The sequence below is a fragment of the Kitasatospora sp. NPDC058965 genome (assembly GCF_042741245.1).
GTDB lineage: Bacteria > Actinomycetota > Actinomycetes > Streptomycetales > Streptomycetaceae > Kitasatospora.
Window position 1 is genome coordinate 1 of record NZ_JBHYKG010000288.1, and the last position, 11,009, is coordinate 11,009.

11 protein-coding genes are annotated in these 11,009 nt (G+C 73.9%); 7 read left to right on the top strand and 4 right to left on the bottom strand.

Annotated features, from left to right (window positions below):
• Positions 1-70: 70 nt before the first annotated feature.
• A complete protein-coding gene (locus tag ACFW1A_RS32470) occupies positions 71-694 on the bottom strand; it encodes a class I SAM-dependent methyltransferase (protein WP_380415274.1) in 624 nt (207 codons plus the stop codon).
• A gap of 181 nt (positions 695-875) precedes the next feature.
• On the opposite strand from ACFW1A_RS32470, the gene ACFW1A_RS32475 reads away from it, so the two are divergent.
• Genes ACFW1A_RS32475 through ACFW1A_RS32485 form a run of 3 tightly spaced genes read left to right on the top strand, consistent with a single transcriptional unit; the run spans position 876 to position 3,937 of the window.
• Positions 876-1,451 carry an IS607 family transposase gene (locus tag ACFW1A_RS32475; RefSeq protein WP_380415276.1) on the top strand — a complete coding sequence of 192 codons (576 nt, stop codon included), beginning with the start codon at positions 876-878 and terminating at the stop codon, positions 1,449-1,451.
• Positions 1,444-3,087 carry an IS200/IS605 family accessory protein TnpB-related protein gene (locus tag ACFW1A_RS32480; RefSeq protein ID WP_380415278.1) on the top strand — a complete coding sequence of 548 codons (1,644 nt, stop codon included), beginning with the start codon at positions 1,444-1,446 and terminating at the stop codon, positions 3,085-3,087. Before ACFW1A_RS32475 ends, ACFW1A_RS32480 begins: the two co-directional genes overlap by 8 nt.
• A gap of 43 nt (positions 3,088-3,130) precedes the next feature.
• Positions 3,131-3,937: a maleylpyruvate isomerase family mycothiol-dependent enzyme gene (locus ACFW1A_RS32485; RefSeq protein ID WP_380415280.1), complete on the top strand. Its 807-nt coding sequence runs from the start codon at positions 3,131-3,133 to the stop codon at positions 3,935-3,937.
• Positions 3,938-4,042: 105 nt separating this feature from the next.
• Here the strand turns inward: ACFW1A_RS32485 and ACFW1A_RS32490 are convergent, their stop codons facing one another.
• Together ACFW1A_RS32490 and ACFW1A_RS32495 are read right to left on the bottom strand one after the other, a co-directional pair.
• Positions 4,043-5,602, bottom strand: a complete 1,560-nt coding sequence (locus tag ACFW1A_RS32490; RefSeq protein ID WP_380415282.1) for an FAD-dependent oxidoreductase — start codon at positions 5,600-5,602, stop codon at positions 4,043-4,045.
• 39 nt (positions 5,603-5,641) lie between these two features.
• Complete coding sequence (locus ACFW1A_RS32495) at positions 5,642-6,559, bottom strand: diiron oxygenase (protein ID WP_380415284.1); 918 nt, start codon at positions 6,557-6,559, stop codon at positions 5,642-5,644.
• Between the two features lie 150 nt (positions 6,560-6,709).
• Here ACFW1A_RS32495 and ACFW1A_RS32500 point away from each other — a divergent pair, with 150 nt between their 5' ends.
• The 4 genes from ACFW1A_RS32500 to ACFW1A_RS32515 all read left to right on the top strand — a co-directional run bounded on the left by ACFW1A_RS32500 (position 6,710) and on the right by ACFW1A_RS32515 (position 10,554).
• Positions 6,710-8,830: an MDR family MFS transporter gene (locus ACFW1A_RS32500; protein ID WP_380415287.1), complete on the top strand. Its 2,121-nt coding sequence runs from the start codon at positions 6,710-6,712 to the stop codon at positions 8,828-8,830.
• A gap of 90 nt (positions 8,831-8,920) precedes the next feature.
• Positions 8,921-9,499: a nitroreductase family protein gene (locus ACFW1A_RS32505; RefSeq protein ID WP_380415290.1), complete on the top strand. Its 579-nt coding sequence runs from the start codon at positions 8,921-8,923 to the stop codon at positions 9,497-9,499.
• 92 nt (positions 9,500-9,591) lie between these two features.
• Positions 9,592-9,909, top strand: coding sequence for a hypothetical protein (locus ACFW1A_RS32510; RefSeq protein ID WP_380415292.1), 318 nt, complete (start codon positions 9,592-9,594; stop codon positions 9,907-9,909).
• A gap of 93 nt (positions 9,910-10,002) precedes the next feature.
• Positions 10,003-10,554: a phosphoribosyltransferase family protein gene (locus ACFW1A_RS32515; RefSeq protein ID WP_380415294.1), complete on the top strand. Its 552-nt coding sequence runs from the start codon at positions 10,003-10,005 to the stop codon at positions 10,552-10,554.
• Between the two features lie 22 nt (positions 10,555-10,576).
• Here ACFW1A_RS32515 and ACFW1A_RS32520 read toward each other — a convergent pair whose 3' ends face one another.
• The gene (locus ACFW1A_RS32520; protein WP_380415296.1) at positions 10,577-10,864 is read right to left on the bottom strand and encodes an SHOCT domain-containing protein; all 288 of its coding nucleotides are present in this window, start codon (positions 10,862-10,864) and stop codon (positions 10,577-10,579) included.
• Positions 10,865-11,009: the final 145 nt, after the last annotated feature.

Here is an 11,009-nt window from a genome sequence, read left to right on the forward strand (position 1 = left end):
GCCACCGCCCGGACCGGGGGCACGAGGCCAACCCGGTCCGGGCGGTGGCGAGTTCAGGTCCAGACCAAGCTCAACGGCGGCGCAGCACCAGCACCCCGTCCAGCAGGTGCCCGTGCTCGCCGGCCGGACCGGTGGCGGCCCGCTCGACCGTCTCGGCGCGCTCGACCAGCACCTCGTCCTCGGCCAGGCCCAGCTCGGCCAGGGTGCTCTGCGGGGTCGGGAACTCCATCTCGTGGGCGTGCTCGGACCACGGCGGGCCGGCGGCGTGGTCGACCACCAGCAGCAGGCCGCCCGGGTTCAGCGCGGCGAAGGCCCGGCGCAGCACCCCGGCGCGCGGGAACTCCAGCGGCGACTGCAGGAACTGCGCTGAGACCAGGTCGAACCGCCCCTCGGGGAACTCCTCGACCAGGTCCACCTGGTGGAAGGCGATCCGGTCGGCCGTGCCGGTCTCCCCGGCGTGCCCGGCGGCCCGCTCCAGCGCGGTGGCGGAGACGTCCACGGCGTCCACCTGCCAGCCGTGCCGCGCCAGCCAGACCGCGTCCGCACCCTCGCCGCAGCCCAGGTCGAGCGCCCGGCCGGGGGCGAGCGGCTCGACGATCCCGGCGAAGACCGGGTTCACCTTCCCGCTCCAGATCCGCTCGCGCCGGCGGTAGTGGCCCTCCCAGAACTCCCGGGTGTCCTGCTCCATGGTCATCGCGGCTCCTCGGCCTCGCACTCAGTGCTGTCCCCTGCAGGCTGCGCCAGGCCGCGCGGGGTGGCAAATACCGTTGCGGTTCCGGCAACGGCGGCGAGCGGCGCAGGGGGTCTTCGGCTGCTGGCCTTCGAAGTCGGGAAGGGCAGCGTAACCATGTGTGAGTGAGTGTCGTTGTCAGAGCGTGAACCTCACGGAGTGGGCGAAGGCGCAGGGTGTGCATCCGCAGACCGCGTATCGCTGGTTCCGCGACGGGATGTTGCCGGTACCGGCTCAGCGGGTCGGTCCGCGCACGATTCTGGTGAACATCGGGGCGAATGCCGCACCGGAGGTGGTGGGCGGTCCGGGCCTGTACGCCCGCGTCTCCTCGCACGACCAGAGGGCCGATCTGGAACGGCAGTTGGCGCGTCTGGTCGCTTGGGCGGCCATGGCCGGTCATCGTGTCGTGCGCGCGGAGTCCGAGATCGGGTCGGGTATGAACGGCGCCAGGTCCAGGGCGCAGCGGCTTCTGGCCGATCCGGACGTGACCACGGTCGTGGTCGAGCACAGGGACCGGCTGGGCCGGATGAACGTGGAGCTGATCGAGGCCGCGCTGTCCGCGACGGGCCGTCGTTTGGTCGTCCTGGACGAGGGCGAGGCCGAGGACGACCCGGTACAGGACATGGCGGATGTCCTCACCTCGTTCTGCGCGCGGCTGTACGGGCGCCGGTCGGCGAAGAACCGTGCCCGCAAGGCGTTGGAGGCCGCCGGGCATGGCTGAGCCGTACAGGCCGCTGCGTGCCGTCGCCCGGCCGTTCGTCGCGGGCGGTCCGTCGGGCGTGAGTATCCGTGATCGGCTCAAGGGCCTGACGCCCGAGGACGAGAGGGTGTTGCGGCTGGTCGGCGCGCACATGGGTCGGCTGGCCTGTGGTGATCTGGCGCGTCGGTGCCGCGACGGCCTGGAGCACGCCACCGACACGTGGGCCGCGCGCAAGCGTGGGCTGACGGCCCAGTCGTCCTCGCGCTGGGCCGGATCGGTCACCGCCGGCACGCACGACCAGTGGGGCCTGTCCCGTCGCGCGCAGCACGCGCACCTGCTGTCCCTGGACGCGGCCGTCCGCACGATCCGCCACCGCCTGTCCCTGCCGATCGGCGAGGCGGGCCGCCGGGGCGAGCCGGGCGGCTACCGCAGTCGCCACGAGTGGTTCGTCAAGACCCGGCGCCTAGCGGCCCTCGAGGACCGGTACGAGCTCGTCCGTGCCGAGCGTGAAGCGGGCCGGGTGAGTGTGGTGCGCGGCGGGCGGAAGATCCTCAACACCCGTCACCACCTGGCCGCCGCCGGCCTGAGCGAGGACCGGTGGCGCGAGCGGTGGGAGAGCGCGCGCTGGTTCCTGACCGCCGACGGGGAATCCGGCAAGCGCTACGGCAACGAGACGATCCGCGTCACCCCCGACGGCGCAGTGAGCATCAAGCTCCCCACCCCGCTCGCCGACCTGGCGAACGCGAAACACGGCCGGTACGTCCTTGCCGCCACGGTGGGATTCCCGCACCGGGGCCAGGAGTGGCGCGATCGGATCGAGGCCGACCGGTCCGTGGCCTACCGCATCCACCTGGACGTCCAACGCGACCGCTGGTACCTGGACGCGAGTTGGACCCGTAAAGACCTTCCCGTCGTACCGCTGGAGACGCTGCGGGCACAGGGCGTGGTCGGCGTGGACACCAACGCCGACCACCTCGCCGCCTGGCTGCTCGACCGGCACGGCAACCCGGTCGGCGGGCCCCGCCGCTTCGACTACGACCTCACCGGTACCGCCACCCACCGCGACGCGCAACTGCGCCACGCCCTGACCCGCCTGCTGCACTGGGCCAAGGCCACCGGCATCAAGGCCGTCGCCGTCGAAGACCTGGACTTCACCGACTCCAGGACCCGGGAGAAGCACGGCCGCAAGAAGCGCTTTCGGCAGCTCGTCTCGGGCATCCCCACCGGCAGACTCCGCGCGCGTCTGCTGAGCATGTGCGCGGAAGCCGGGCTCGGCGTGATCGCCGTCGATCCCGCCTACACCTCCAGGTGGGGCGCGGAACACTGGCAGAAGCCGCTCACCACCGCAAACCGCAGGACCAGCCGACACGCCGCCGCCTCGGTGGCCATCGGCAGGCGCGCCCTCGGTCACCGGATCAGGCGACGGACGGCACCGCCCCGTGCACACCAGAGCGATGTGCACGGGCATCGGACCGCCCAGGCCCGACCCGGCGACCGAGGGAGTGAGGGAAACCGCCCCCGCATCCCCGGACCACGGACACGATCCGTGCGCGCCGGACGCGGCAGGAACGCGGTGGACCAGAACACCCAAGACCGTTCGGGGCGTTCGGCCGAGCACGGGTCCTGGCAACAGGACTCACTTCCACTCAGTCTCTAGGAACGGTGGACAGCCGCGCGCGGATGGGCCAGGCTTCACCCCCATGACCGCACCCGCGTCCGTGCCCGCCGCGCTGATCACGGCCAATACCGCCACCGCCGAGGCGATCGGCCGGCTGCTGCGGGCGGGGGCCGACCCGGACCGTCCGGTCCCCGGCGCGACCTGGACGGTCGGCGAGGCGGCCGCGCACCTGGCGTTGGCCAACCTGCTGATGGCCGAGCTGGCGGCCGGCACCGAGCACCCGGTGTACGGGGACGGCACGCCCGGCGGGCTCGCCGAGGCCAACGAGGCGTCGCTGGCCGCCTTCCCGGAGCGCGACCCGGTGGCGCTGGCCGAGGTCATCGAGGAGCAGGCCCGGGCCTTCGGCGCGGCCGTGTCCGCCCGGCCGGCCGACGAGGCGGTGCTGACCCCGATGGGGCCGATGGACCTGGCCGTCTTCGGCTCGTACCTGCTCACCCACCAGCTGGGGCACGGCTACGACCTGGCCCGCGCGCTGGGCCGGCCGCACATGATCGACCGTGAGCGGGTGGAACTCTGCCTGCCCTTCCTGCACCTGGCGATGCCCCGGGTGCTGGATCCGCGGACCACGGCGGGGGTGCGCGCCGCCTTCGCGGTCAGCCTGCGCGGCGGGTCGCGGTTCGGGGTGGCGATAGCCGACGGCGGGGTGACGGTCAGTCAGGAGCCGCCGCGCCGTGCGGACTGCACGATCAGCTGCGAGCCCGTCACCTTCCTGCTGCTCGCGCTGGGCCGGCGCACCCCGCTGCAGGCGCTGGCCCGCCTGCAGACCCTCTCCTGGGGCCGCAGGCCGTGGCTGGCGCCGCGCTTCCCGAGCTACTTCCCGGCCCCGTGAGCAGCTGTGTCCCGGCCCCGTGAGCACCTGCTGTCCGACCCCGTGAGCGGCGGCGCCCCGGCCCCTTGAGCCACCGCCGGGCCGGAGCGCCCCGGCCGGCCCGCCTCAGCCCCGCCCGAACCGCCGGCCCGCCGCCAGCAGCTCGGGCACGCTGGCCAGCTTCACCCGCGGGCGGCCGAGCGCCGCGCCGCGGGCCCGCTCGGCCCGGTCGATCGCGACCAGCTCGCGCAGCCCCGTGGCCTCGGGGCGGCGCCGGCGGACCAGGCGGGCGAACGCGTCCGGCTCGCCGTCCGGTGCGGTCAGCAGGCCGGCCTCGGCATCGTCCAGCAGCGCGTGCACCGTCTGCTCGGCGCAGGCCCGGTTGCTGCCGATCCCGCCGGACGGGCCGCGTTTGGCCCACCCGACCACGTACACCCCCGGCACCACCCGTCCGTCCCGGTGCGCGACGGTCCCGGCCGCCTCGTCGTACGGCAGCCCGGGCACCGGCGTGCCGCGGTAGCCGATCGAGCGCACCACCAGGTCGGCCGGGACCAGCTCGCCACCGGCCAGCTCCACCCCGTCGGCGCGCAGTGCCACCGGCGGGGCGTCGAAGCGCAGCACGATCCGGCGCCCGGCGGGCGGCGGCTCGCGCCAGTCGATCCGCTCGTGCGGCAGGCCGTCCAGCAGTGCGGCCTTGCCGTCGCCCCGGCCGCCGGCTTCGCCGTCCACCACGACCGCCACCCCCGGCAGCCCGCGCAGCGCCAGGAACTCCGGCCGGGTGTACGCGGCGTGCTCCGGGCCGCGCCGGGCCAGCAGCACCACCTCGCGCACCCGTCCGGCCCGCAGCGCCGCGAGCGCGTGGTCGGCGATGTCGGTGGCGGCCAGCTCGTCGGGGTCGGTGACCAGGATCCGCGCCACGTCCAGGGCCACGTTGCCGTTGCCGATCAGCACCACCCGCTCCCCCGACAGGTCGACCGCGTCGGCGGGCACCGTCGGCTCGGCGTTGTACCAGCCCACGAAGGTGCTGACGGGCAGCGCGACCTCCTCGCCGGGCACGCCGAGCCGCCGCTCGCGGCCGGCGCCCACCGCGTAGACCACCGCGTCGTGGTGCGCGGCCAGCTCCTCGTGGCTCAGGTCGCGCCCGACCTCGACGTTGAGGTGCAGGCGCAGCCTGGGGTGGTGCCACAGCTGGGCGAAGCCGTCGCCGATCCGCTTGGTGGACTGGTGGTCGGGCGCCACCCCGTGGCGCAGCAGGCCGCCGGCCACCGGCAGCCGGTCCAGCACCGTCACCTCGGCGCCGGCCGCGCGCAGCAGGGTCTGCGCGGTGTACGCGGCGGCGGGGCCGGTGCCGACCACGGCCACCCGCAGCGTGCCCACCCGGTCCGGTGCGCTGCGCGGGAACTGCGGCGCGCCCCACGCGTGGTCGGTCGGGTTCTCCCGGTAGTACTGCCGGTTGAGCTCGCCGTACCCCGCCAGCGAGCCGGCCAGCCGGTCCACCGGGAAGATCGCGTCCACCGGGCAGGCGTCCGCGCAGGCGCCGCAGTCGATGCAGGCCTCGGGGTCGATGTGGAGCAGTTCCGCGGTGGCGAACCCGGGCTCCTCGGGCGTGGGGTGGATGCAGTTGACCGGGCAGACCGACACGCAGGTGGCATCGGTGCAGCAGGTCTGGGTGATCGCGTAGGCCACTGGGGGTTCCTTGGGGGTGCGGAGGGCGCCGGGCGCGCCTCAGAGCATGTGCAGCCGCTGGTAGATCGCCGCCGAGGAGCGGGTCAGCAGGCCGGCGTCGGCCAGGAAGGCCATCAGGTGGGACGAGCTGGTGCGCATCATCGCCTTGCGGTGGGTGCTCGCCCGCACCTCGGCCACGGCGCGCCCGGTGTCCAGCCCGGCGGCGGCGTAGACGCCCTTGTTCACCATGCTGGTGAGGATCACGGCGGCCGCCACGGCGATGCCGGTGGCGCTGGTGCGCCGGCGCACCGGGCCGGCCGAGCGCAGCCGCTCGCGGATCTCCTGGCGGGCGAACTTCATGTGCCGGGACTCCTCGACCACGTGGATCCGGGAGGTGGCCCGCACGATCGGCAGCACGTCCTCGCCGCGCATCCAGTCGCGCTGCATGACGTCCAGCACCTCCTCGGCCACCAGGATGCCGCCGTAGGCGAGTTCGCCGGTGGCCAGCGTCTTGAAGGCGCGGGCCGCCTCGGCGACCGGGCGGATCGGGGTGTACGCGGGAGCGCCCATCTTCTCGCAGGCGCGGGCGAACATGATCGAGTGCCGGCACTCGTCGGCGATCTCGGTCAGCGCGAACCGGAACTCGGCGCTGCCGTGGTTCTTCAAGTACTGGTCGCGCAGCACCATCTGCTGCAGGATCATCTCGAACCAGATGCCGGTGCTCATGATCGAGCAGACCTCGTGCCGGGTCAGCGTGACCCGCTGCTCCTCGGTCATCTCGCTCCACAGCCGGGTGCCGTAGAGGGTGCTCCACTCGGGGTTGAGGCCGTGGTGCGCCGGGTCCAGCGGGGCGTCCCAGTCGACCTCCACCGCCGGGTCGTAGGAGAGCACCGCGGCCGAGTCGAGCAGTCGCTGCGACACGTCCTCGTCCGCCGTCGTGTGCCCGTGCCTGTGCGGGGCCGTGCCCGTCTTCGCCATGGCGCTACCTTTCGTGCCGCGCTCCCACCGGGGTCTTATTGACGCACGGTACAATAAGACCCGAGGGCCGACCAGACCCCTGACGCCCCCTTCTTGACAGATTTCGTGAAACTGTCGAACCGGCTCCGTGGACGGCCGGCTGACTCACCGTTGTGGGCGCCCCGGCTCGCGCCCCCGCACCACCGGTGTGAGCCTGCCGCTATGACGACGACGCGCACCGAGACACCGCAGGCCGCCCCGCCCGTCCTCGATGTGCGCCAGCGCAACATCGTCTTCGCCACCATCGTGCTCGGCATGCTGCTGGCCGCCCTGGACCAGACGATCGTCGGCACCGCGCTGCCCACGATCGTGGCCGACCTCGGCGGCGCCGCCCACATGTCCTGGGTGGTGACCTCCTACCTGCTCGCCGAGACGGTGGCCACCGTGCTGGTCGGCAAGTTCGGCGACCTGTTCGGCCGCAAGATCGTCTTCCAGCTCTCGGCGGTCGTCTTCATCACCGGCTCCTTCCTCTGCGGCCTGGCCACCAACATGTCGCTGCTGATCGCCTGGCGGGCGGTCCAGGGGGTCGGCGCCGGCGGGCTGATGGTCACCTCGATGGCACTGATCGCGGACGTCATCCCGCTGCGCGAGCGCGGCAAGTACCAGGGCGCGATCGGCGCCGTCTTCGGCGTGGCCACCGTGATCGGCCCGCTGCTCGGCGGGCTCTTCACCGACCACCTCACCTGGCGCTGGGCCTTCTACGTCAATGTGCCGATCGCCGTGGTGGTGGTGATCGCGGCCGCCCGGACCCTGCCCTCGGTGCGGGCGGGCGTCCGGCCGGTGATCGACTACCTGGGCATCGCCCTGGTCACGGTCGGCGCCAGCGCGCTGATCCTGGCCACCAGCCTGGGCGGCAACGAGTACGCCTGGGGCTCGCCGCTGATCGTCGGCCTGTTCGTCGGCGGCGCCGTCGCGCTGGCCGCGTTCTGCTTCGTGGAGACCCGGGCCGCCCAGCCGATGCTGCCGATGCGCCTGTTCCGCACCCCGGTGTTCGCGGTCTGCTCGGTGCTCAGCTTCATCGTGGGCTTCGCGATGCTGGGCGCGATGACCTTCCTGCCCACCTTCCTGCAGTACGTGGACGGCGACTCGGCCACGGTCTCCGGGGTGCGCACGCTGCCGATGGTGATCGGGCTGCTGATCGCCTCGGTCTTCAGCGGCAACGTGGTCAGCCAGACCGGCCAGTACCGGTACTTCCCGATCGTCGGCTCCCTGGTGATGGCCTGCGGGCTCTACCTGCTCTCGCTGCTCAAGCCGAGCACCAGCACCTGGCTCGCCTCGGTCTACATGTTCGTGCTGGGCCTGGGCATCGGGCTGTGCATGCAGGTGCTGACCATCGCGGTGCAGAACACCGTGGACTACGCGGACCTGGGCACCGCCACCTCCGGCGTCACCTTCTTCCGCACCATCGGCAGCTCCTTCGGCACCGCGGTCTTCGGCACCATCTACGCCAACACCCTCAAGACCAACCTGGCCGCGGGGGTGGCCGCCTCCGCCCGGCTGACCGGGGCGAACCCCGCCGTGCTGGCCAAGGCCGCGCAGAGCCCGGAGGGGCTGCACAGCCTGCCGAAGGCGCAGGCCGCGCCGATCATCGCCGCCTACTCGGACGCGCTGCACACCGTCTTCCTGTGGACGGTGCCGGTGGCGCTGCTGGGCTTCGTGGTCTCGCTCTTCCTCAAGCAGGTCCAGCTGCGCGACAGCGTCCGGGCCGCCTCCACCGACATGGGCGAGGGGTTCGCGCAGCCCAACGGCAGCGACTCGGCCCAGTACCTGGAGTCCAGCGTCTGCCGGATCATCCGCCGGGCCGACCTGGACACCGCGCGCGGCATCCTGGCCCGGTCCGACGCGCGGGTGGACCTGGCCGGGGCCTGGGCGCTGATGGAGGTCGACCTGTTCAACCGGGCGGTCGGCCACGCCCGGCTGGGCCTGATCGCGGCCCGCAAGAAGCTGCCGCCGGAGGTGCTGGAGCCGGTCTTCGAGCGGATGGTCACCGAGGGCTACCTGACCCGGGAGTACGACTACCTGAGCCACACCGCGTCCGGCTCGGTGGAGGTCGCCACCCTGACCGGCGCCTGGTCGGACTGGCTCAACTCCCGCCTGGAGGAGGAGGTCGGCCGCCCCCGCAGCGCGGAGCTGCGGGCCGCGGTGGACACCATCGCCAAGCGGCTGATCGCGGAGGACCTGACCAGCGGGCTGCCCGCGGCCAAGGAACCGGCGGCCGTCGCCGCCGACTGACCGACCGTCGGGCGGGTCGCGGCACCGGCCCGGTGCGGGCCGGGGCGGGCCGGCGGAATGCGCCGCCCGGGGCCGCTGTTGCACCGTCACGTGCTCGACGATCTTCCGCGGCCCGAGCCGGGCCGCCCGCTGCCGCCCGGCCTCCACCCGCTGCTGGCCGGCCGGTTCAGCCCGTACCGGTTCGATCCGTCGGGCGTGGTCGACGACCACGCGCTGGAGCTGCTGCTGGAGGCGGCCCGGTGGGCGCCGTCCGCCGGGAACTCCCAGCCCTGGGGGTTCCGCACCGCGCGTCCCGGCGAGGCGGACCACGCCCGGGTGCTGCGCCACCTCGCACCCAGCTCCGCCCGGTGGGCCACCGACGCGGGGCTGCTGATCGTGGCGCTGACCCGGCGCACGGTGGACGACTCGGCCCTGCTGTACTCCGAGTTCGCCGACTACGACCTCGGGCAGGCCGTCGCCCACCTGACCCTCCAGGCCGAGGCGCTGGGCCTGGCCTCGCACCAGTTCCGGGCCTTCGACCTGGACGCCCTGACGGCCGAGTTCCGGCCCGCCCCGGGCTGGGCGATCGTCTCGATGATCGCGGTCGGCCGGGCGGCCGACGAACCGTCACCCGCCCGCGACCGCCGCAGCACCGGTGACCTGCGGGCGGCGCCCTGGACCCACCCGTGAGGTGTCGACCCTCGCGACGCTGCTCGCCACGCGGTCACCAGAGAGTAATGTCATTATACGTTCACGTAACGTTCAGCTTGTAGCGTGGACCCATGCCTGGATTCCCGACTCTGCTCGACTCCGTCAGCGACACGCTGCGCCGGGCCGGCCTGCCCCTCGCCGGCCACGGCCACGAGTCCGACGGCGCCGTGGTGACCGCCCTGGCCCACGGGGTGACCGTGTCCTGGCAGGGCGCCCCGGACCCCGCGGCGGGACACCAGACCTGGCCCGCCCCCGTCCGCACCCGGGCCTGCGCCGCGGCCCGCTCCTCGGCCTTCCGCAACACCCTGCGCATCGCGGCGGTGCTGGCCGAGGCCGGCTACCACTGCGAGCACACCGGCGAGCGGGTCCTGATCGGCCGGTCCCACTGACGCCGGGTCCCCCGACCCCACCGCCCACCGGTGGCCCCCGGCGCCGCCGTAAACCGGTTGAGGGTGCGTCAGGCGGATCGTCACACTCGGCGCATGGAGCTGATCAGTGCACGGGAGGCGGTGCTGGAGCACTTCCGCTGGGACGGCGGGCATGCCGACGTCTGGGCGGTCTTCCGGGACGGCCCGGCGCTGGCGGCCGTGGTGCGCGGGCTGGTGGAGCCGTTCCGCCGGGCCGGCGTGACGGCCGTGGTCGGGGTGGAGTCGCGCGGGTTCCTGCTCGGCGGGGCCGCGGCGGTGCAGCTCGGCGTCGGGTTCGTGCCGGTGCGCAAGGCGGGCGGGCTCTTCCCGGGCCCGAAGCTGGCGCGCGACACCGACCCGGACTACCGCGGCCTGCGGCACACCCTGCGGCTGCGGCGGGACGCGCTGACCGCGCAGGACCGGGTGCTGCTGGTGGACGACTGGATCGAGACCGGCAGCCAGGCCGCCGCGGTGCGGGAGCTGGCGCTCGGCTGCGGGGCCCGGTGGGCGGGCTGCGCCGTCGTCGTCGACCAGCTGACCGGGCGTCGGCGGCCCGCGCTGGGTCCGATCCACGGTCTGCTGCGCGCCACGGACCTGCCGCCGGTCCCCCGGGCCGTCGAGGGCTGAGGTCGCGCCGCGGCCCGCGGGGTCAGCCGCTCGGGTCCGGTCCCGGTGGCTCGCGCAGGATCTCCAGGCGGCGGCGGTACTCCTCCTCGTCCAGCTCGCCGCGGGCGTACCGCTCGGCGAGGATCCGCTGCGGCCCGGTGCCCCGGTCCGCCCCCGCCGGCACCGCGCGGTGCGCCTCCCTCCGGCGTGCCACCAGCACGATCAGCACGGTCAGCAGCGCCGCCAGCACCACGAAGCCGATCAGGAACAGCCAGAACCCCGGCCACCAGGTGCCGGACCAACCGACATGATGGAAGTGGCGATGGAACATCTCGCACCACCTTCCCTCTCGCCCCCAGTGTGCGCCCGCCGACCCCGCCCGGCGGCCCACCGCGGGCCGCCCGCGCGGATTCTCATCCGGCTGTCACGCCCGCCTCACGCCGTCCTCATGCGCGTTCCCGGCACGGACCCGGTGC

Coding starts and splice junctions, on each gene's coding strand:
- ACFW1A_RS32470 (WP_380415274.1), bottom strand. CDS start 694: ATGACCATGGAGCAGGACACCCGGGAGTTCTGGGAGGGCCACTACCGC.
- ACFW1A_RS32480 (WP_380415278.1), top strand. CDS start 1,444: ATGGCTGAGCCGTACAGGCCGCTGCGTGCCGTCGCCCGGCCGTTCGTC.
- ACFW1A_RS32485 (WP_380415280.1), top strand. CDS start 3,131: ATGACCGCACCCGCGTCCGTGCCCGCCGCGCTGATCACGGCCAATACC.
- ACFW1A_RS32495 (WP_380415284.1), bottom strand. CDS start 6,559: ATGGCGAAGACGGGCACGGCCCCGCACAGGCACGGGCACACGACGGCG.
- ACFW1A_RS32510 (WP_380415292.1), top strand. CDS start 9,592: ATGCCTGGATTCCCGACTCTGCTCGACTCCGTCAGCGACACGCTGCGC.
- ACFW1A_RS32515 (WP_380415294.1), top strand. CDS start 10,003: ATGGAGCTGATCAGTGCACGGGAGGCGGTGCTGGAGCACTTCCGCTGG.
- ACFW1A_RS32520 (WP_380415296.1), bottom strand. CDS start 10,864: ATGTTCCATCGCCACTTCCATCATGTCGGTTGGTCCGGCACCTGGTGG.